At 73.1% G+C, this 19,971-nt stretch carries 18 protein-coding genes; 14 read left to right on the forward strand and 4 right to left on the reverse strand.

The annotated features are described in order from the left end of the window. Position 1: 1 nt before the first annotated feature. Positions 2-730, reverse strand: coding sequence for a FadR/GntR family transcriptional regulator (locus tag ACFQ79_RS29275; protein ID WP_383589093.1), 729 nt, complete (start codon positions 728-730; stop codon positions 2-4). 89 nt (positions 731-819) lie between these two features. On the opposite strand from ACFQ79_RS29275, the gene ACFQ79_RS29280 reads away from it, so the two are divergent. The 4 genes from ACFQ79_RS29280 to ACFQ79_RS29295 all read left to right on the forward strand — a co-directional run bounded on the left by ACFQ79_RS29280 (position 820) and on the right by ACFQ79_RS29295 (position 5,832). Then, positions 820-2,184 (forward strand): glutamine synthetase family protein, encoded by a 1,365-nt coding sequence (locus ACFQ79_RS29280; RefSeq protein WP_187622722.1) that lies wholly within the window; start codon positions 820-822, stop codon positions 2,182-2,184. An 87-nt stretch (positions 2,185-2,271) separates the two neighbouring features. Beyond that, entirely contained in the window at positions 2,272-3,627 is a 1,356-nt protein-coding gene (locus tag ACFQ79_RS29285; RefSeq protein ID WP_383589095.1) for an aldehyde dehydrogenase family protein, read from the forward strand. Between the two features lie 6 nt (positions 3,628-3,633). Then, the gene (locus ACFQ79_RS29290) at positions 3,634-4,428 is read left to right on the forward strand and encodes a 3-oxoacyl-ACP reductase (protein ID WP_266964156.1); all 795 of its coding nucleotides are present in this window, start codon (positions 3,634-3,636) and stop codon (positions 4,426-4,428) included. Between the two features lie 129 nt (positions 4,429-4,557). Continuing rightward, positions 4,558-5,832, forward strand: a complete 1,275-nt coding sequence (locus ACFQ79_RS29295; protein WP_383589096.1) for a haloacid dehalogenase-like hydrolase — start codon at positions 4,558-4,560, stop codon at positions 5,830-5,832. Positions 5,833-5,960: 128 nt separating this feature from the next. Here the strand turns inward: ACFQ79_RS29295 and ACFQ79_RS29300 are convergent, their stop codons facing one another. Further along, positions 5,961-7,163, reverse strand: coding sequence for an amino acid deaminase/aldolase (locus tag ACFQ79_RS29300; RefSeq protein ID WP_383589098.1), 1,203 nt, complete (start codon positions 7,161-7,163; stop codon positions 5,961-5,963). A gap of 675 nt (positions 7,164-7,838) precedes the next feature. Continuing rightward, positions 7,839-8,186 carry a hypothetical protein gene (locus ACFQ79_RS29305; RefSeq protein ID WP_383589100.1) on the reverse strand — a complete coding sequence of 116 codons (348 nt, stop codon included), beginning with the start codon at positions 8,184-8,186 and terminating at the stop codon, positions 7,839-7,841. A 175-nt stretch (positions 8,187-8,361) separates the two neighbouring features. Here ACFQ79_RS29305 and ACFQ79_RS29310 point away from each other — a divergent pair, with 175 nt between their 5' ends. From ACFQ79_RS29310 to ACFQ79_RS29320, 3 genes are all read left to right on the forward strand, one after another. Continuing rightward, positions 8,362-9,255 carry a hypothetical protein gene (locus ACFQ79_RS29310; RefSeq protein WP_383589102.1) on the forward strand — a complete coding sequence of 298 codons (894 nt, stop codon included), beginning with the start codon at positions 8,362-8,364 and terminating at the stop codon, positions 9,253-9,255. Then, complete coding sequence (gene mycP / locus ACFQ79_RS29315; RefSeq protein ID WP_383589104.1) at positions 9,252-10,418, forward strand: type VII secretion-associated serine protease mycosin; 1,167 nt, start codon at positions 9,252-9,254, stop codon at positions 10,416-10,418. The genes ACFQ79_RS29310 and mycP overlap by 4 nt, the downstream gene beginning before the upstream one ends. A 192-nt stretch (positions 10,419-10,610) precedes the next feature. Beyond that, positions 10,611-11,342 (forward strand): SseB family protein, encoded by a 732-nt coding sequence (locus ACFQ79_RS29320; protein ID WP_383589105.1) that lies wholly within the window; start codon positions 10,611-10,613, stop codon positions 11,340-11,342. A gap of 16 nt (positions 11,343-11,358) precedes the next feature. Here ACFQ79_RS29320 and ACFQ79_RS29325 read toward each other — a convergent pair whose 3' ends face one another. Beyond that, complete coding sequence (locus tag ACFQ79_RS29325) at positions 11,359-11,736, reverse strand: DUF1844 domain-containing protein (RefSeq protein WP_383589107.1); 378 nt, start codon at positions 11,734-11,736, stop codon at positions 11,359-11,361. Positions 11,737-12,090: 354 nt separating this feature from the next. Here ACFQ79_RS29325 and infC point away from each other — a divergent pair, with 354 nt between their 5' ends. The 7 genes from infC (at position 12,091) to pheT (ending at position 19,845) form a co-directional block, all read left to right on the forward strand. Beyond that, complete coding sequence (infC, locus tag ACFQ79_RS29330) at positions 12,091-12,771, forward strand: translation initiation factor IF-3 (RefSeq protein ID WP_383589119.1); 681 nt, start codon at positions 12,091-12,093, stop codon at positions 12,769-12,771. A gap of 124 nt (positions 12,772-12,895) precedes the next feature. Beyond that, positions 12,896-13,090, forward strand: a complete 195-nt coding sequence (rpmI, locus tag ACFQ79_RS29335) for a 50S ribosomal protein L35 (RefSeq protein ID WP_030316087.1) — start codon at positions 12,896-12,898, stop codon at positions 13,088-13,090. A gap of 107 nt (positions 13,091-13,197) precedes the next feature. Beyond that, positions 13,198-13,584, forward strand: a complete 387-nt coding sequence (gene rplT / locus ACFQ79_RS29340; protein ID WP_017241732.1) for a 50S ribosomal protein L20 — start codon at positions 13,198-13,200, stop codon at positions 13,582-13,584. Positions 13,585-13,922: 338 nt separating this feature from the next. Beyond that, positions 13,923-14,762, forward strand: coding sequence for a TrmH family RNA methyltransferase (locus tag ACFQ79_RS29345; protein WP_383589109.1), 840 nt, complete (start codon positions 13,923-13,925; stop codon positions 14,760-14,762). Between the two features lie 80 nt (positions 14,763-14,842). After that, on the forward strand, positions 14,843-16,012 hold the full coding sequence (locus ACFQ79_RS29350) for an ATP-binding protein (RefSeq protein ID WP_383589111.1): 1,170 nt from the start codon (positions 14,843-14,845) through the stop codon (positions 16,010-16,012). 177 nt (positions 16,013-16,189) lie between these two features. Next, positions 16,190-17,317, forward strand: a complete 1,128-nt coding sequence (pheS, locus tag ACFQ79_RS29355; RefSeq protein ID WP_383589113.1) for a phenylalanine--tRNA ligase subunit alpha — start codon at positions 16,190-16,192, stop codon at positions 17,315-17,317. Next, complete coding sequence (gene pheT / locus ACFQ79_RS29360) at positions 17,317-19,845, forward strand: phenylalanine--tRNA ligase subunit beta (RefSeq protein ID WP_383589115.1); 2,529 nt, start codon at positions 17,317-17,319, stop codon at positions 19,843-19,845. Before pheS ends, pheT begins: the two co-directional genes overlap by 1 nt. The last annotated feature ends 126 nt before the right edge of the window (positions 19,846-19,971 follow it).

The raw sequence follows: 19,971 nt of genomic DNA on the forward strand, positions 1-19,971 counted from the left end.
CTCATGTCAGGAACCCCCGGAGCAGCGCCGCCGTCCCCGAGCAGTGCTCCCGCATGACCTCGCGCGCCGCGTCCGCGTCCCCGTCCAGGACCGCCTCCACCAGGGCGGTGTGCTGGTGCTGGGAGTGCTCCAGGTTGCGTACGAGCAGCGGGATGCAGTCCAGCAGATCGTTCACGGTCGCCCGGACGGCGGCGTACTGCGCGGTGAGCGTCGGCGAGCCGGAGAGCTCGGCCAGGGTGAGGTGGAGCAGGGTGTCCTGGCGGCGGTAGTCGGCCAGCGGGGCGTCATGGGTGGCCGCGACGGCCGTCCGCAGCCGCTCGGCGCCCGCCGCGTCGAGGCCGTGGGCCGCGCAGAGCCCGGCGGCCCCGACCTCGAGGACCTCGCGGAAGCGCAGGGTGTCCTCCATGTCGACGGTGGCGATCCGGCGGCGCAGCTCGTCCTCGTCGGCGGTCTGGACGCGGGGGAGCACGAACGTTCCGCCGTAGCGGCCGCGCCGGCTCTCCACGAGGCCCTGCTCCTGGAGGACCTTGAGGACCTCGCGCAGGGTCACCCGGCTGATCCCCATCCGGTCGGCCAGCTCGCGCTCGGCGGGCAGTCGCTCGCCGCCGGGCACGAGTCCGAGCCGTACCACCTGGAGGATCTGCTCCAGGGCCTCCTCGAAGCCGTTGCCCGCCCGGACGGGCCGCAGCACGGGCGTCAGCCGGTCCGCCGATTCACTCGTACGGGACACGTTGTCGATTCCCTCTCGTCAGCACTTCCCAAGCAATGGTCTTCCGCAATACCTTATGGCTTCCGGCAGGCCGAAGGAGGAGCAATCCCGTGGCAGACCGCAAACCCCCGCTCACCGTCGAGGAGCTCCGTGCCCTCGTCGCGAGCGGCGAGATCGACACCGTCGTCCTGGCCTTCCCCGACATGCAGGGGCGGCTCCAGGGCAAGCGGTTCGCCGCCCCGTTCTTCCTGGACGAGGTACTCGGCCACGGCACCGAGGGGTGCAACTACCTCCTGGCCGTCGACACCGAGATGAACACCGTCGACGGCTTCGAGATGTCCTCCTGGGACCGCGGCTACGGCGACTTCGCGATGCACCCCGACCTCACCACCCTTCGCCGACTCCCCTGGAACGAGGCCACCGCCATGGTGACGGCGGACCTCGCGTGGGGCGACGGCACCCCCGTCGTCGCCGCGCCCCGCCAGATCCTCCGGCGCCAGCTGGAGCGTCTCGCGGAGCACGGCTTCACCGCCCACGTCGGCACCGAGCTCGAGTTCATCGTCTTCAAGGACAGCTACGAGCAGGCCTGGGACGCGAACTACCGCGACCTCACCCCCGCCAACCAGTACAACATCGACTACTCCGTCCTCGGCACCGGACGCATCGAACCCCTCCTGCGCCGCATCCGCAACGAGATGACCGGCGCCGGACTCACCGTCGAGTCCGCCAAGGGCGAGTGCAACCCCGGACAGCACGAGATCGCCTTCAAGTACGACGAGGCCCTCGTCACCTGCGACGGGCACGCCGTCTACAAGACGGGCGCCAAGGAGATCGCCGCCCAGGAGGGCTACTCGCTCACCTTCATGGCGAAGTACAACGAGCGCGAGGGCAACTCCTGTCACATCCACCTCTCCCTTCAGGACGCCGAGGGGACGAACGTGATGGCCGGGGACGACCCGCACGGGATGTCCGCGACCATGCGGCACTTCCTCGCCGGACAACTCGCCGCGCTCCGTGACTTCTCCCTGCTCTACGCCCCCAACATCAACTCCTACAAGCGGTTCCAGCCCGGCTCCTTCGCGCCCACCGCGGTCGCCTGGGGCCACGACAACCGCACCTGCTCGCTCCGGGTCGTCGGCCACGGCCGCTCCACCCGCTTCGAGAACCGCCTCCCCGGTGGCGACGTCAACCCGTACCTCGCCGTCGCCGGCCTGGTCGCCGCCGGTCTGTACGGCATCGAGCAGCAGCTCGAACTCCCGGAGCCCTGCACCGGGAACGCCTACACCGCCGAGTACGCGCACGTGCCCACCACCCTGCGCGAGGCCGCCGAACTCTGGGAGACCAGCGAGATCGCCAAGGCCGCCTTCGGGGACGAGGTCGTCGCCCACTACCGCAACATGGCCCGCGTCGAACTCGACGCCTTCGACGCGGCCGTGACGGACTGGGAACTGCGCCGCTCCTTCGAACGCCACTGAGGCCGACACGGCTGAGGCCGACGGCGTCGACGCCATCGACGCCACTGACCGAACCCCTCTGACACGCACACCGCCGAGAGGAACGAGTTGCTCCAGGTACTGAACCCGGCGACCGAGGAGCCGGTCGCCACCGTCCCCGCCGCCACCCCGGCCGACGTGGACGCCGCCGTCGCGCGGGCCGCCGCCGCCCAGCGCGGCTGGGCCGCCGCCGCGCCCGCCGACCGAGCCAGGCTGCTCCGACGCTTCGCCGCCGTCGTCGACGACCACGTCGAGGAACTGGCCCGCCTCGAGGTCACCGAGGCCGGCCACACCATCGGCAACGCCCGCTGGGAGGCCGGCAACGTCCGCGACCTGCTCGACTTCTCCGCCGGGGGAGTGGAGCGCCTCAACGGACGCCAGATCCCGGTGGCCGGCGGCCTGGACATCACGATCCTCGAACCGCTCGGGGTCGTCGGCGTCATCGCGCCGTGGAACTTCCCCATGCCGATCGCCGCCTGGGCCACCGCACCCGCCCTCGCCGCCGGCAACGCCGTCCTCCTCAAGCCCGCCGAGACCACCCCGCTCACCGCACTCCGGCTCGCCGAACTCGCCCTTGAGGCGGGCCTGCCCGAGGGCCTCTTCCAGGTCCTCCCCGGCACCGGCCCGGTCGCGGGCAACGCCCTCGTCGAACACCCGGGCGTCGCCAAGATCGTCTTCACCGGCTCCACCCGGGTCGGCAAGTCGATCATGGCGAAGTGCGCCGACCAGGTGAAGCGGGTCACCCTCGAACTCGGCGGCAAGAGCCCCAACATCGTCTTCGCCGACGCGGACCTCGAAGCCGCCGCCGCGGCCACGCCCATGTCGTTCCTCGACAACAGCGGCCAGGACTGCTGCGCCCGTACGCGCATCCTCGTCCAGCGGAGCGCGTACGACCGCTTCATGGAGCTGCTCACCCCCGCCATCGAGGAGATCGTCGTCGGCGACCCCGCCGACGAGCGCACCCAGATGGGCCCGCTCATCTCCCGCGCCCAGCTCGACCGCGTCCGCGCCTACGTGCCGGACGACCTCCCCGGCATCCGCGGCAAGGCACCCGAGGGCCCCGGCTTCTGGTTCCCGCCGACCGTCCTCACCGGCCTCTCCGAGGACGCCCCCTGCGCCGTCGAGGAGGTCTTCGGACCCGTCGCCGTCGTCCTCCCCTTCGAGGACGAGGCCGACGCGATCCGCCTCGCCAACGCCACCGAGTACGGCCTGTCCGGCTCGATCTGGACCCGGGACGTCGGCCGCGCCCTGCGCGCCTCCCGCGCCGTCCGGGCGGGCAACCTCTCCGTCAACTCCCACTCCAGCGTCCGCTACTGGACTCCGTTCGGCGGCTACCAGCAGTCCGGCCTCGGCCGCGAACTCGGCCCCGACGCACTGACCGCCTTCACCGAAACCAAGAACGTCTTCATCAGCACGGAGGCCTGAGCACACATGACCAGCACCCGCACCGAAGAGATCGTCTGCCGCCGGCTCGTCGGCCGCACCGCCGTCATCACCGGAGCCGGCAGCGGCATCGGCCTCGCCACCGCCCGCCGCCTCGCCTCCGAGGGCGCCCACGTCGTCTGCGGCGACATCGACGAGACCGCGGGCAAGGCAGCCGCCGAGGAGGTCGGCGGAACCTTCGTGAAGGTCGACGTCACCGACCCCGAGCAGGTCGAGGCGCTGTTCAAGACCGCCTTCGACACCTACGGCTCCGTCGACATCGCCTTCAACAACGCCGGCATCTCGCCGCCCGACGACGACTCCATCCTGGAGACCGGCCTTGAGGCCTGGAAGCGCGTCCAGGACGTCAACCTCACCTCGGTCTACCTGTGCTGCAAGGCGGCCCTGCCGTACATGCGCCGCCAGGGCAAGGGCTCCATCATCAACACCGCCTCCTTCGTCGCGATCATGGGCGCGGCCACCAGCCAGATCTCGTACACCGCCTCCAAGGGCGGCGTGCTCGCGATGTCCCGCGAACTGGGCGTGCAGTTCGCCCGCGAGGGCATCCGCGTCAACGCCCTGTGCCCCGGACCGGTGAACACCCCGCTCCTCCAGGAGCTGTTCGCCAAGGACCCCGAGCGGGCCGCGCGCCGCCTGGTCCACATCCCGGTCGGCCGCTTCGCCGAGGCCGAGGAGATCGCGGCCGCGGTCGCCTTCCTCGCGAGCGACGACTCGTCCTTCGTCAACGCCAGCGACTTCCTGGTCGACGGAGGCATCGCGGGCGCGTACGTCACGCCCCTCTAGACCGCCGCCACACCCCCACATCCGCCACACCCCCCACATCCCCACACCCCCACATCCCCACCCGGCAGCCGGGCGTCGCAAGGCGCCCGGCTGTTCGGCGTCCGCAGCAGCCCCGACAGGAGAGTGATCATGAACCAGCGTGCCCGGCTCCGTTCGTCCGCCGTCACCGCCGCCCTCGCCCTCGCCGCCGCGAGCCTCGTCTCCGCCGGTGCCGCCGAGGCGAATCCCCGGGACCACCGGACGCCCCGGCCCTGCCCCACCCTGAAGGTCTCCGAGGGCTGGTACGGCGACAACAAGGCCCGCGTCGACGCCCTCGTGGCCGAGCACTGCCGGGACGGGGGCGGGAAGCCCGTCGCCGTCTTCGACTGGGACAACACCGTCATCAAGAACGACGTCGGCGACGCCACCTTCCACTGGCTGCTGCGCAACGACCGGGTACGCCCGCCCCGGAACGGCGACTGGTCCACCACCAGCCGCCACCTCACCCCCGAGGCGGCCACCGCCCTCGGCGAAGCCTGTCCCGGCGGCGTACGCGTCCTGCCCACGGCCACCGACACCCGCTGCGCAGACGAGCTCCTCTCCGTCTACGCCTCGGGCGCCACCACGGCCGGGAAGACCGCCTTCGCGGGCCACGACCGCCGCCGTACGGAGCCCCAGTACGCCTGGCTCGCCCAGCTCCTGCGCGGCTGGACCACCCGCCAGGTCGAGTCGTTCGCCGCCGCCGCCCGCGCCGAGAACCTCGCCGCCCCGCAGGGCGCCACCCAGCGCGTCGGCACCGCCCAGGTCACCGGCTGGGTCCGCTACTACCCGCAGCAGCGCGACCTGATCCGCACCCTCCGGGACGCCGGCTTCGACGTCTGGATCGTCTCCGCCTCGCCCGAACCCGTCGTCGACGTCTGGGCGAAGGGCGTCGGCGTCGCCCCCTCCCACGCCATCGGGATCCGCAACACCACCGACCGCGGCGGCCGTCTCACCGCCCACCTCAAGGGCTGCGGAACGGTACGGGACGGCGAGGACACGATGATCACCTACATCGACGGCAAGCGATGCTGGATCAACCAGGAGATCTTCGGGGTCCGCGGCCCCGCCGCCGAGCGTGTGCAGCCGGCCTCCCGGCGCCAGGTGTTCGCCGCGGGCGACTCCGACACCGACGTCTCGTTCCTGCGGGACGCCACCGGCCTGCGGCTGGTCCTCAACCGCAACAAGAACGAACTCATGTGCCGGGCGTACGAGAACGGCGACGGCCGCTGGATCGTCAACCCCATGTTCATCGAGCCGAAGCAGCGGAAGGCCACCCCGTACCCCTGCGCGAGCACCGGCTACACGGCGGGCGACGGCACGGCGGAGCCGGTCCGGCGGTCCGACGGAAGCGTGATCCCGGACCAACAGGACAGGGTCTTCTGAAGGCCTCCGGGCCCCCGGGCCTCCAGACCTTCGGCGAGCGGCCGAAGGCCCGGTGGAAGGCCTGAAGGGAGGCCTGGTGGAAGGCTTGGTGGAAGGCTTGGAGGGGGCCTGGGGGCCCGGAGGGAGGTCTAGAGGAAGGTCTGGCCCTCGCCCCGGTACGTGGGGACGGTGGCGGTGATCCGATCGCCCTCGATCAGCCCCAGACTCGCGAACCGCTCACACAGCTCGCCCGCCTTCGCGTGCCGGAACCACACCTTGTCGCCGATCCGCAGATCGTCGGCGGGCGAGCCGATCAGCGGGGTCTGCACCTCGCCCGGACCCTCCTGGGGGTCGTACGTGAGGCCCTCCGGCAGATACGGCACCGGCAGCCGGTCGGGCCCGGCTGCACCGGACGCCGGGTAGCCGCCCCCGAGGACGGTCACCACCCCGACCCCCGGCCGACGGACGACGGGCTGCGCGAAGAGAGCCGCGGGCCGCCCGCTGAACGAGGTGTAGTTGTCGAAGAGGCGCGGCACGAAGAGCCCCGAACCCGCGGCGATCTCCGTCACCGCGTCCTCGGCGGCCGTGTGCTGCACGCTGCCGGTGCCGCCGCCGTTCACGAACTCCAGGTCCGGCGCCACGGCCCGTACGGCACGCACCACGGCCGCCCTGCGCTCGGCGAGCTCCCTGCGGGCCGCCGCCTGCATGAGCCGGATCGCCCGCGACCGCAGCGGCCGGCCCGCGATCGAGTCCCCGACCCCCGCGACATGCCCCTCGTACGCCATGATCCCGACCAGCCGGAACCCGGGCCGCCGGACCACCGAACGGGCCAGCTCCGCGAGTTGCGCGGGCTCGCGCAGCGGGGAGCGGAGGGCACCGACGCGGATCCGGCCGCCGAGGAGACTGAGCGCCGTGTCCAGCTCCAGACAGACCCGGACCTCCTCCGTCCCGCCCGCGCGGGAGGCGTCGATCAGATCCAGCTGCGCCACGTCGTCGACCATCACCGTCACGGCGGCGGCCAGCTTCGGATCGCGCGCCAGCTCACCGAAGCCGGTGCGGTCCGCCGACGGGTAGGCGAGGAGCACGTCCTCGAACCCGGCGCGGGCCAGCCACAACGACTCGTCGAGCGTGAACGACATGATCCCGGCGAAGCCCTCCCGCGCCAGCACCCGCTCCAGGAGCGCCCGGCACCGCACGGACTTGCTCGCGACCCGTACGGGCTTGCCGCCGGCGCGGCGCACGAGGTCGTCCGCGTTCGCGTCGAAGGCCTCCAGATCGACGATCGCCACGGGCGCGTCGAGATGAGCGGTGGCCCGGTCGTAACGGGCCCGGTCGGCGGCACGGGGAGTCATGGCCCGAGCTTGCCAGACAGGTTTACGGGTGGGTAGCCCCTGGGTTCCCGTACCAGGGGGAACAGCCCGTAGAGTGACGGGCATTGTCGACACGAGCGGGGGGACGGGGATGAGCGGCGAACAGCGCCCCGGCACGACCTCCCGCATCACCGACGCCCTCCTCCGACCGGACCCGGCCCCGGCCCCGTCCGAGATGGAGATGACGACGCGGCTGCGACCGATCAGGCCGGGGGACACGCCGCCGACGCCAGGGGGCGGACCGGTGACACCGACGGCACCGACGGCACCGACGGCACCGACGGCACCGGCTGTCCCGGCGAACCTGCCGAGGCCGGCCGGGACCGCGCCCCGCCCGGCGACCGGACCCACGGCCCCGACCGCCGGGACTCCGCCCCGGCCCACGACCGCCCCGTCGGCCCCACCACGGCCGGCCCCGACGCCTCCGGCGCGCCCGGAGTCCGGCCCGGCGAACCGAGCGCCCGAGGCCCCGGCCCGGCCCGCGCCGGGCCACGTGATCCCGGCAAGCCCGCCTGGGGGTACGGCTCCAGGGCGCCCCGCAGCCGCGACGTCCGGCCCGGTGGCCGCGCCGGCGGCCCCGTCCGGTCGGGGCTCCGGCCCGACGGCTCCGCCGCGGGCGGGCTCGGCGGTCTCGCAGCCGATGCCTCCGTTGGCGGGTTACACGGCTCCCGCCGGCTCCGCAGCTTCGACGCCTGCGGCACCGCCCCGCCCGGCGACCGCTCCGGCGGCGCCGTCCCGCTCGGCGACCGCTCCGGCGGCACCGCCCCGCTCGGCTGCTCCTCCCGCTCCTCCCGCCCCTCCGGTCTCCGCAGTGACCTCCGCCGGGGTGGCCTCGGGGGAGTCCGGCAGCTCGCCTCGGCCGACGCCCGCTCCTTCCGCGTCCGCCTCGGCCACGGGTCCGGCGACGGCCGCTCCGAGCCCGCCGATGCCCGCCCCCGGCGCTCCGGCCCCCGGCGCCCCCTGGCAGCCCGCGTCCGCGGCCCCGCCCCGGCCCGTGCCCGCCACCCTCCCGCGCCCGGCCGCAGGTCCCGCCGCCCCCCAGTCGCAGCCCGCACCGACGGGACCGGCCGCCTCCGTACCCCACCGGCCCGCACCCCGCCGGACGAACCCCGGGCCCCCCGCCGCAGGCCCCGCCCCGGTCGCTCCCGCGACCCACGCGGGCCCGGCCTCCGGTTCCGCCGTGCCCCACCACGCCCGGCCCCACGCCGGCCCGTTCAGCCACGCCCACGGCCACGGCGCCCACCGGGCCGTCACCGCCTCCCTGCCGCCCGAGACTCCCTTCGAGACCACCACCCGGCTCCGGCCCGTGCGGGAGCGGCGGACCGGACGGGCCATCGCCGTCGGGGTCTGCGCCGTGCTCGGGATCGGGCTCATCGGCGGAGCCCTCACCGGCATGTGGCTGGCCGCCGCCGAGCCCGGCGAGCCCGCCGAACCCGCCGGGTACACCCAGGCCAAGGACCTCTGGCACAACGCCCCCGTCGACACCCTCTTCCCCCGCACCCTCGCGGGACCCGGCGCGGGCCCGGGCGGCGCCGCCCGGGCCTGGACCCGGATCGTCGTCGCCCCCGACGCCGCCTGCTCGCCGGCCGTCCTGGCCAAGGGCCTCCTCGCCACCCTCGAGCCGCTGGGCTGCGAGCGCGTCCTGCGCGCCACGTACACCGACGCCACCGCCAGCAGCGTGATCACCGTCGGCCTCGTCTTCACCCGCGCCGACGCCACCACGCAGCGCACCCTCGGCCAGGGCCTCACCACCCGCCTCGGCCAGGACGTCCCTCCGGCGCTGTCCGGCCCCGGCACCGTCGCCGCCCGCTTCGGCGCGAAGCAGCGGGCAGGCTGGTGGCTGAACGCCCCCACCGACCTCCCCGTCGTCGTCACCGCCGTCTCCGGCTTCGCCGACGGCCGCGCCGTCGACGCCCCGCAGCCCGCCGACCGCGCCATGACCGCGGGCCGCACCGACGCCACCGCGCAGTCCGGCCTCGGGCACGAGGCCAAGAACATCACCCTCCGGTTCGAGCAGCTGCTGCGCACGGCCGTCGCCCCGCCGAATAAGGACCAGGAGAAGGACGCCCGGTGACCCGCCTCCGTACCCCCGCGGCCGTCCTCCTCGCCACCGCCTTCGCCGTCCTCCCCGCCACCACCACGCCCGCGTACGCCGACACCATCCGGGCCCGGCAGTGGGGCCTCCAGGCCCTCCACACCACCGAGGCCTGGCAGACCACCAAGGGCGAGGGCATCACCGTCGCCGTCCTCGACACCGGCGTCGACGACCAGCACCCCGACCTCGAGGGCTCGGTCCTCGCCGGCCGCGACCTCGTCGGCTTCGGCGCCTCCCGGGGCGACCGCGCCTGGGCCCGGCACGGCACGGCCATGGCCGGGATCATCGCCGGGCACGGCCACGGGCCCGACGGCGGCGACGGCGTCCTCGGCATCGCCCCCGACGCCAGGATCCTGCCCGTCCGGGTCATCCTCGAAGGCACCGACAAGTCCCGCGACAAGGCCCGCAAGACCCGGGGCACCGCCCTCGCCGAAGGCATCCGGTGGGCCGCCGACCACGGCGCCGACGTCATCAACATGTCCCTTGGCGACGACTCCAAGTCCGCCCACCCGGACGCCGGCGAGGACGCCGCCGTCCAGTACGCCCTCGCGAAGGGCGTCTCCGTCGTCGCCTCCGCCGGCAACGGCGGCGAGAAGGGCGACCACATCTCGTACCCCGCCGCCTACCCCGGCGTCATCGCAGTCACCGCGGTCGACCGCTACGGCACCCACGCCTCCTTCTCCACCCGCCGCTGGTACGCCACCGTCAGCGCCCCCGGTGTCGACATCGCCATCGCCGACCCCGACCGCCGCTACTACGAGGGCTGGGGCACCAGCGCCGCCGCCGCGTTCGCCTCCGGAGCCGTCGCCCTCGTCCGCTCCGCGCACCCCGACCTCACCCCGGCCCAGGTCAAGCGGCTCCTCATCGACACCGCCCGCAGCCGCCCCAAGGGCGGCCGCAGCGACGCCAAGGGGTACGGGACCGTCGACCCGGCCGCCGCGATCGAGGCGGGCGCGAAGATCAAGGGCGGCGACCCCAAGGCCACGGCCACCGGCTACCAGGGCCGCTACTTCGGCCCCGGACCGCTGCCCGCGCCCGAGGAGAGCCGCCCCGTCGGCCTGCTCGCCCCGCTCACCGGCGGCCTCGGCGCCCTGCTGCTCCTCACCGCCGTGATCCTCCGCCGCGCCCACCGCACCCGCTAGCACCCGCCGGACCCGCCGGCACCCACTCGCGAGCACCTGCCGGACCCGCCAAGACCCTGCGGACCTGCCGGCACCCACCGGACCCGCCCGCCGGCACCCACTCGCGAGCACCCGGCGGACCCGCCGGCGCCCACCGGACCCCGCCAGGACCCGGCGGACCGAGCGCCCCCGTCCGGCGGTTAGGCTCGGTGCGTGGCGCTCAAGAACATCCCGGACCCCGGTTTCTCCGACGACGACGGCACCGCCGACCCGCGGCTCGCCGCGGCCCTCGCGGCCTGGGCGGAGGACAGAACCGCCCACGGCCCGGTCCTCGACGCACTGCGGGAGGCCCGGCTGCTCGTCCCCGTCGTCGCCGTCCTCGGCGAGGTCGAGACCGACGAGAACGGCCTGCGCCGCGAGAAGACCAGCGACATGGCGGTCCCCACCCTCACGGCCGGTGACCGGCGCGCTCTGCCCGCCTTCACCTCGATCGCCTCGCTCGCCCTCTGGGACCCGGAGGCCCGGCCCGTCGCCGTCCCGCTCCACCAGGCGCTCCAGGCCGCCGCGCACGAGAAGGCCGACACGGTCGTCCTCGACCTCGCGGGCCCGGTGCCGTACCAGCTGACCGGACCGGCCCTGCTCGCCCTCGCCGAGGGCCGCACCAGTGCCGACCCGCTCGACGACCCCGCCGTACGGGAAGCGGTACGGGCCGCCGTCGCCGCGGAGCCCGCGGTGCTCCGCGCCCACCTGGGCCCCGGCGCCGCCGACGGCACCCTCGCCCTGGTCCTCGCCGAGGGCGGCTCGCCGGCGGAGGCCGCCCAGCGCGTGGCCCGCGCCCTGGCCGCCGACGAAACACTGAGGGCCCGCCTGGTGCGGGGCCTCGACCTGGCACTCCTGCCGGCCTCGGCCACGCCTCCGGGCGAGCCCTTCTACGTAAAGAACTAAGACGTACGACCGGGTCCTAGCCGTACACCGGTCCCGTGTACTTCTCGCCAGGACCCTGGCCCGGCTCGTCCGGGATCAGGGACGCCTCGCGGAAGGCGAGCTGGAGGGACTTCAGGCCGTCCCGCAGGGGAGCGGCGTGGAAGGACGAGACCTCCGTCGCGCCGGCGTCGAGCAGGCCCGCGAGCGCGTGCACCAGCTTGCGGGCCTCGTCGAGGTCCTTGTACTTGTCGCCCTCCTCGGTGAGCCCGAGCTTCACCGCGGCGGCGCTCATCAGGTTGACGGCGACGGTCACGATCACCTCGACCGCGGGGACCTCCGCGATGTCGCGGGTCATGGCGTCGAAGTCGGGGGAATCGGCGGTGTCGGGGGACTCGTTCTGGGGCGTCTCGCTCATGCCTCATACGATATGCCGGTCCTCGGTTAGCGGAGACCGCCGGGTCCTGCTAACCTTGTGTAACGACCGGCCGGACACCTGTGTGCCCGGCCCACAAGTGGAGGCTCCGTACTCCCACCTGACCACCCTCGCGGGTGGCGGGTCACCGGTCAGGTGGCGCCCATCGTTCCGTACGGACGATGGAGCCGCCCGATGTGCGCCCCGCGGTTGATCGCGGCGGTGCTCCGGTATTTCTTTGGAGCCCCGCCTGTGTCCCGTCCGGGGCATTTTTCATGTACCGGCTCGGTTGGTCTCACAGAAAAGACATGCGCGTCCGTCCGCCAGGCGGTCGCGTGGTGCTACCGAGGAGGATCCATCAGCGCCGAGCCCCGCATCAACGACAGGATTCGCGTTCCCGAGGTGCGACTTGTCGGACCCAGCGGCGAGCAGGTCGGGATTGTTCCGCTTGCCAAGGCCCTGGAGCTCGCACAGGAGTACGACCTCGACCTGGTCGAGGTCGCGGCGAACGCCCGTCCGCCCGTGTGCAAGCTCATGGACTACGGGAAGTTCAAGTACGAGTCGGCCATGAAGGCCCGTGAGGCGCGCAAGAACCAGGCGCACACGGTCATCAAGGAGATGAAGCTCCGGCCGAAGATCGACCCGCACGACTATGACACCAAGAAGGGTCACGTCGTCCGGTTCCTCAAGCAGGGTGACAAGGTCAAGATCACGATCATGTTCCGTGGTCGTGAGCAGTCCCGTCCCGAGCTTGGTTTCCGGCTGCTGCAGCGGCTGGCGTCGGACGTCGAGGAGCTTGGCTTCATCGAGTCCAACCCGAAGCAGGACGGCCGGAACATGATCATGGTTCTCGGCCCGCACAAGAAGAAGACCGAGGCCATGGCCGAGGCGCGTGAGGCCCAGGCCGCACGCAAGGCCGAGCGCCAGGGCGTCACCTCCGAGGAGACGTCCGAGGCTCCGGCCGCCGAGACCGAGGCTGCTGAGGCTCCGGTCGTCGAGGCCGAGGCGGAAGCCCCGGCCGAGACCCCCGAGGCGTGACCCGCGGGGCTGCCAACCAGGCAGCCCCGGGCCCCGCCCGGAACCACCAAACGAAGAATTGACGCTCCCGGATCTCCGGTGCCCGCACCGGTGGGGAGCGCCACTGACGAGGAGATACGGCGCGATGCCGAAGAACAAGACGCACTCCGGTGCCAAGAAGCGCTTCAAGGTCACCGGCACCGGCAAGATCCTGCGCGAGCGCGCCGGCAAGCGCCACCTGCTCGAGCACAAGTCGTCCAAGCTGACGCGTCGCCTCACCGGCAACGCCGAGATGGCCCCGGGTGACGCCGCCAAGATCAAGAAGATGCTGGGCATCTGAGTTTGATCTCCCGCTCTCGGCGACGAGAGCTTCCGGCCAAGACCGGGAACCATCCGTTTTTCGGGTCGTGTGAGGACCACCACGACCCCGCTACAAGGAGTTAACAAGTGGCACGCGTCAAGCGGGCAGTCAACGCCCACAAGAAGCGCCGGGCGATCCTCGAGGCGGCCTCCGGCTACCGCGGTCAGCGCTCGCGCCTGTACCGCAAGGCCAAGGAGCAGGTCACCCACTCGCTGGTCTACAACTACAACGACCGCAAGAAGCGCAAGGGCGACTTCCGTCAGCTGTGGATCCAGCGCATCAACGCCGCTGCCCGCCAGAACGGCATGACGTACAACCGCCTCATCCAGGGTCTGAAGGCCGCCAACATCGAGGTGGACCGCAAGATCCTCGCCGAGCTGGCCGTCAACGACATCAACGCGTTCGCCGCGCTGGTCGAGGTCGCGCAGAAGGCCCTCCCGGCCGACGTCAACGCCCCGAAGGCCGCCGCCTGATCTTCCAGGCCGCAGTACCTCTGCCCGGACCCGCAGGCGCGCACGCGTCTGCGGGTCCGGGTGCGTCTGCCCCCTGAAGGGTGTTCGGTGGAGGTGGGCCGCCCAGGCCCGAAGCGCCACCGAGCCGGGCCCGAAGCGTCACCGACGTCCGGTCCCGAAACCGGTCCCGTCACCGACGTCCGGCCCCGTCACCGACCTCCGGTCCCGACACCGGCCCCGACCCGCCCCAGGTCCCGAGAGCCGGACACCGCGGGTCACGCGACCGGACCCCCGAGCCCGGACCCCGAAGCCCCGGATCCCGTAGCCACCCGGCACCGAAGAGAGAACCGCCGCACCTCATGGTCACCCCCGAGCTGATCTCCCCGCGTTCCCCGCGCGTCGTCGCCGCCCGGCGGCTCGCCAAGCGCAACTTCCGGGGCAAGGACCGCCTCTTCATCGCCGAGGGCCCGCAGGCCGTCCGTGAGGCCGTCGAGCACCGCGGCTCCACCGGAGAGCCCACGCTCGTCGAGCTCTTCACCACCGTCGAGGCCGCCGAGCGCTACAGCGCCATCATCGAGGCCGCCCTCGCCGCCGGGGCCCGCGTCCACCACGCCTCCGATGCCGTCCTGGCCGAGGTCTCCCAGACCGTCACCCCGCAGGGGCTCGTCGGTGTCTGCCGGTTCCTCGACTCGCCGTTCGAGGAGATCGTCGCGGCCCGCCCCAAGCTGGTCGCCGTCCTCGCCCACGTACGCGATCCCGGGAACGCCGGCACGGTGCTGCGCTGCGCCGACGCGGCCGGCGCCGACGCGGTCGTCCTCACCGACGCCTCCGTCGACCTGTACAACCCCAAGTCCGTCCGGGCCTCGGTCGGTTCGCTCTTCCATCTGCCGGTCGCCGTCGGTGTCCCCGTCGAGCAGGCCGTCGCCGGGCTGAAGGGCGCGGGCGTACGCATCCTCGCCGCCGACGGGGCCGGTCAGGACGACCTCGACGCCGAGCTGGACGCCGGCACCATGGGCGGGCCCACCGCCTGGATCTTCGGCAACGAGGCCTGGGGCCTGCCCGAGGAGACCCGGGCCCTCGCCGACGCCGTCGTCCGCGTCCCGATCCACGGCAAGGCCGAGAGCCTCAACCTCGCGACGGCCGCCGCGGTCTGCCTGTACGCCTCCGCCCGCGCACAGCGGCCCCGAACCTCCGCCTGAGGGGTCCATTCCGCCCCCCCGCCCAGTAGAGTGACGCACTCGGGGGCCCACTGCGCTACACGGAGGGGTGGGGAACGGGGATGACGGTCGGCACGGACAGTCCCGCACAGGCACGGAGCACCGAGCCGCACGCCCAGGAGCCGCCGGGCCAGGCGTCCGCACCGGACGCCCGGGAGCAGGCGGGCGCCGACGGTTTCGCCGGTGTGCTTCCCGACGACCTGCCCGACGGACTCGTCGTCGCCGACGAGACCGGCCGGGTCGTCACCTTCAACGCCGCCGCCAGCCGCATCACCGCCGTCCCCGGCGACAAGGCCCTCGGCCTCCCCCTCGACCAGGCGCTGCCGCTCGAAGACCTCAAGGGACGCCGCTGGTGGGCCCTGACCGACCCGTACGGCGGCCTCGCCACCCGCCGCGGCCAGCCCGAGCGCAATCTGCTGCTGCCCGGCGGCCGTGAGGTCCTCGTCTCCGCCCGCTACATCCGTGAGCACCCCACAGGACCGGTCCGCCGCGTCGTGGTCTGTCTGCGCGGCACCGAGGCGCGCCGTCGCACCGAGCGCAGCCACGCCGAGCTCATCGCCACGGTCGCCCACGAGCTGCGCTCCCCGCTCACCTCCGTCAAGGGCTTCACCGCCACCCTCCTCACCAAGTGGGAGCGGTTCAACGACGAGCAGAAGCGGCTGATGCTGGAGACCGTCGACGCCGACGCGGGCCGCATCAAGCGGCTCATCGCCGAGCTCCTCGACATCTCCCGGATCGACTCGGGCCGCCTCGAGGTGCGGCGCCAGCCCGTCGACATCGCCGCCGCCATCGGCCGGCACGTCCAGGTGCACACCACCGGCGGCCAGTCCCCGGACCGGTTCTTCGTCCGGATCATGCCCGGACTGCCCGCGCTCTGGGCCGACCCCGACAAGATCGACCAGATCCTCGGCAACCTCCTCGAAAATGCGGTGCGCCACGGCGACGGAACCGTCACCATCGAGGTGGCACCCGCCAGGACGTGCGCCGACGGAGAAGAGGGGACGGAGGTCACCGTGAGCGACGAGGGCCCCGGCATCCCCGAGGAGTCGATGAGCCGCGTCTTCACCCGCTTCTGGCGGGGCAGCAAGCGCGGCGGCACCGGCCTCGGCCTCTACATCGTCAAGGGCGTCGTCGAGGCCCACGGCGGAACCATCACCGTCGGCAGGGGCCCCCGAGGCGGGGCCGAGTTCCGATTTATGCTGCCCGTCGGCACCCCGGCCCATCTCGCCTGACGAGATCCAGCACGAAGTCCGACCGGATCGGACAGGATCGGACGAGATCGAAAGCCGCCCGGGCCGCCCACGGGCTCATTCGCATCCCCCCACCCCGTTAGACTCGTCCTTTGGCACGTTTGCGCCCTTGACGTCGAGCGGGGCCGCCCAGCCAAGCCAACGGAAGCACGGGAAGAGATGTCCGCACCCAATAAGTCGTACGACCCGGTTGAGGTCGAGGCACTGAAACCGGAAGAGATCGAGCGCATGCGGGACGAGGCGCTCGCCGCCTTCGCCGCCGCGGGCGACCTCGACGCGCTCGCGCACGCGAAGACGGCGCACACCGGTGGCACCTCGCCGCTGGCGCTCGCCAACCGGGAGATCGGTGCCCTGCCCCCGCAGGCCAAGGCCGCCGCCGGAAAGATCGTGGGCCAGGCCCGCGGCATCGTCTCCAAGGCGCTCGCCGCCCGCCAGACGGAGCTGGAGGCCGAGCGCGACGCGCGCGTCCTCGTCGAGGAGGCCGTCGACGTCACCCTGCCGTACGACCGCGTCCCGGCCGGCGCCCGCCACCCGCTGACCACGCTCATGGAGCGCGTCTCCGACGTGTTCGTCTCCATGGGGTACGAGGTCGCCGAGGGCCCCGAGGTCGAGGCGGAGTGGTTCAACTTCGACGCCCTCAACTTCGTACCGGACCACCCGGCGCGCCAGATGCAGGACACCTTCTTCGTCGAGGGGCCGGAAGGCACCACGGGCGACGAGTCCGGTGTCGTGCTGCGCACGCACACCTCGCCGGTCCAGGCCCGCACGCTCATCGACCGGGAGCCCCCGGTCTACGTCGTGTGCCCCGGCCGCGTCTACCGCACCGACGAGCTCGACGCCACGCACACCCCGGTCTTCCATCAGATCGAGCTGCTCGCCGTCGACGAGGGCCTGACCATGGCCGACCTCAAGGGCACCCTGGACCACATGGTCCAGGCGCTCTTCGGCCCGGACATGAAGACCCGGCTGCGTCCGAACTTCTTCCCCTTCACCGAGCCGTCCGCCGAGATGGACATGCTCTGCTACGTCTGCCGCGGCGAGTCCGTCGGCAACCCGGACCACCCCTGCCGCACCTGCGGCAGCGAGGGCTGGATCGAGCTGGGCGGCTGCGGCATGGTCAACCCGAAGGTGCTCGTCGCCTGCGGTGTGGACCCCGAGAAGTACAGCGGATTCGCCTTCGGGTTCGGCATCGAGCGGATGCTGATGTTCCGCCACAACGTCGACGACATGCGAAACATGGTCGAGGGTGACGTCCGGTTCACCCGGCCGTTCGGGATGGAGATCTGATGCGGGTCCCGCTTTCTTGGCTGCGGGAGTACGTCGACCTGCCGGCGACGGAGACCGGCCGCGACGTCCAGGCCAAGCTCATTTCGGCAGGCCTCGAGGTCGAGACCGTCGAGCAGCTCGGCGCCGGCCTGACCGGCCCGCTGGTGGTCGGCAAGGTCCTCACCATCGAGGAGCTGACGGAGTTCAAGAAGCCGATCCGCTTCTGTACCGTCGACGTCGGCCAGGCCAACGGCACCGGCGAGCCCCAGGAGATCATCTGCGGCGCCCGGAACTTCGCCGTCGGCGACAAGGTCGTCGTGGCCCTGCCCGGCGCCGTGCTCCCCGGTGACTTCCGGATCGCCGAGCGCAAGACGTACGGCCGGGTCTCCCGGGGCATGATCTGCTCCGGCGACGAGCTCGGCATGGGCGACGACGGCACCCACGGCATCATCGTGCTGCCGCCGGAGCTCGAGATCGGCATCGACGCCACCAAGCTCCTGGAGCTGTACGACGAGGTCCTCGACATCGCCGTCACCCCGGACCGCGGCTACTGCCTCTCGATGCGCGGCGTCGCCCGCGAGACCGCCATCGCGTACGGCCTGCCGCTGCGCGACCCGGCGCTGCTCGACGTGCCCGCGCCCAACTCGTACGGCTACCCGGTCCGGGTCACCGACCCGATCGGCTGCGACCGCTTCACCGCGCGCACCGTCGTCGGTCTGCAGCCCGAGGCCCGGTCGCCGATCTGGCTGCGCCGCCGCCTCCAGAAGGCCGGCATGCGTCCGATCTCGCTCGCGGTCGACGTCACGAACTACGTGATGCTCGAGCTCGGCCAGCCGCTGCACGCCTACGACCGGAGCCGGCTCGACGGCCCCGTCGGTGTGCGTCGCGCCGAGGCCGGCGAGAAGATCACGACGCTGGACGGCACCGTCCGCGTCCTGGACGCGGCGGACCTGGTCATCACCGACGACCGCGGTCCGATCGGCATCGCCGGTGTCATGGGCGGCGCCAACACGGAGATCGCCGACCCGGAGACGGACCCGGAGACCGGGGTCGTCACCGGCACCTCCGAGGTCGTCATCGAGGCCGCGCACTTCGACGCGATCTCGATCGCCCGCACCGCGCGCCGCCACAAGCTGGCCTCCGAGGCGTCCAAGCGCTTCGAGCGCGGTGTCGACCCGCAGGCCGCGGCCGCCGCGGCCCAGCGCTGCGTCGACCTGCTCGTGCTCCTCGCGGGCGGTACGGCCGAGGCCGGCGTCACCGAGATCAGCGCCCCGTCCGCGCCGCGCACGATCACCATGCCGGCGAACCACCCGGACAAGGTCGCGGGCGTCGGCTACGGCCGCGAGACCGTCGTCCGCCGCCTCCAGGAGGTCGGCTGCGACGTCTACGGCCAGGACGAGCTCATCGTCACCGTGCCGTCGTGGCGTCCCGACCTCAACGAGCCGAACGACCTCGCCGAAGAGGTCATCCGGCTGGAGGGCTACGAGAACCTGCCTTCCACGCTGCCGAAGCCGCCGGCCGGCCGCGGGCTCACCGAGCGCCAGCGCGTCCACCGCCGGGTGGGCCGCGCCCTGGCCGGTGCCGGGTACGTCGAGGCGCTGAACTACCCGTTCATCGGGGAGCAGGCCCTCGACAACCTCGGCCTCGACGCGGACGACGCCCGTCGTCGGCTCGTGAAGCTGGTCAACCCGCTCTCGGACGAGGAGCCCGCGCTCCGTACGACGCTGCTGCCGGGCCTGCTCGGCGCGCTGCGCCGGAACGACAGCCGCGGCAGCCACGACCTGGCGCTCTTCGAGACCGGTCTGGTCTTCCGACCGGAGGGACAGCCGGGCGTCGCCGTCCGGCTGCCCGTCGACCGCCGTCCCACCGACGAGGAGATCGCCTCGGTCAACGCCGTGCTGCCCGCGCAGCCGCGCCGCGCCGCCGTCGTCCTCGCCGGTGCGCGCGAGCAGGCCGGCTGGTGGGGCAAGGGCCGTCCGTCCGACTGGGCGGACGCGGTCGAGGCGGGCCGGACCGTGGCCGCCGAGGCGGGCGTCGAGCTGATCATCAGCGCCGACCAGCACGCCCCGTGGCACCCGGGCCGCTGCGCCGCGTTCCACGTCGAGGTGGACGGCGAGAAGGTCCTCGTCGGCCACGCGGGCGAGCTCCACCCGCGCGTGGTCAAGGCCTTCGGCCTGCCGGCCCGCACCTGCGCGATGGAGATCGACCTGGACCGCCTGGAGAAGGCGAACGAGGGCCCCGTGAAGGCCCCTCGGATCTCCTCCTTCCCGGTCGCCACCCAGGACGTCGCCCTCGTCGTCGCGGGCGACGTCCCGGCCGCCGAGGTCGAGGCCGCCCTCACCGAGGGCGCGGGTGAACTCCTCGAGTCCATCCGGCTGTTCGACGTCTACACCGGCGACCAGCTCGGCGAGGGCACCAAGTCCCTGGCGTACGCCCTGAAGTTCCGCGCCCCGGACCGCACCCTCACGGTCGATGAGGCCACCGCGGCCCGCGACGCGGCGGTCGCCCTGGCGTCCGAACGCACGGGCGCGGTCCTGCGCGGCGCCTGAACGCCGTAGCACCGCACCACGAGGAGGGCCGCCCCGGGATTCCCCGGGGCGGCCCGCCGCCGGTGTGGGTGTGGGCGGGGGCGCGATACCGAGGGTGGCTTGCAGACCCCCATGGAGGTGCGCGAG

It is taken from the genome of Streptomyces sp. NPDC056480 (genome assembly GCF_042795405.1).
Lineage (GTDB): Bacteria > Actinomycetota > Actinomycetes > Streptomycetales > Streptomycetaceae > Streptomyces.

Bases quoted from the DNA above. Each gene is read 5' to 3' on its own strand.
- ACFQ79_RS29350 (WP_383589111.1), top strand. From the start codon at position 14,843: ATGACGGTCGGCACGGACAGTCCCGCACAGGCACGGAGCACCGAGCCG.
- ACFQ79_RS29345 (WP_383589109.1), top strand. From the start codon at position 13,923: ATGGTCACCCCCGAGCTGATCTCCCCGCGTTCCCCGCGCGTCGTCGCC.
- pheT (WP_383589115.1), top strand. From the start codon at position 17,317: ATGCGGGTCCCGCTTTCTTGGCTGCGGGAGTACGTCGACCTGCCGGCG.
- ACFQ79_RS29325 (WP_383589107.1), bottom strand. From the start codon at position 11,736: ATGAGCGAGACGCCCCAGAACGAGTCCCCCGACACCGCCGATTCCCCC.
- ACFQ79_RS29300 (WP_383589098.1), bottom strand. From the start codon at position 7,163: ATGACTCCCCGTGCCGCCGACCGGGCCCGTTACGACCGGGCCACCGCT.
- rpmI (WP_030316087.1), top strand. From the start codon at position 12,896: ATGCCGAAGAACAAGACGCACTCCGGTGCCAAGAAGCGCTTCAAGGTC.
- pheS (WP_383589113.1), top strand. From the start codon at position 16,190: ATGTCCGCACCCAATAAGTCGTACGACCCGGTTGAGGTCGAGGCACTG.
- ACFQ79_RS29290 (WP_266964156.1), top strand. From the start codon at position 3,634: ATGACCAGCACCCGCACCGAAGAGATCGTCTGCCGCCGGCTCGTCGGC.
- ACFQ79_RS29295 (WP_383589096.1), top strand. From the start codon at position 4,558: ATGAACCAGCGTGCCCGGCTCCGTTCGTCCGCCGTCACCGCCGCCCTC.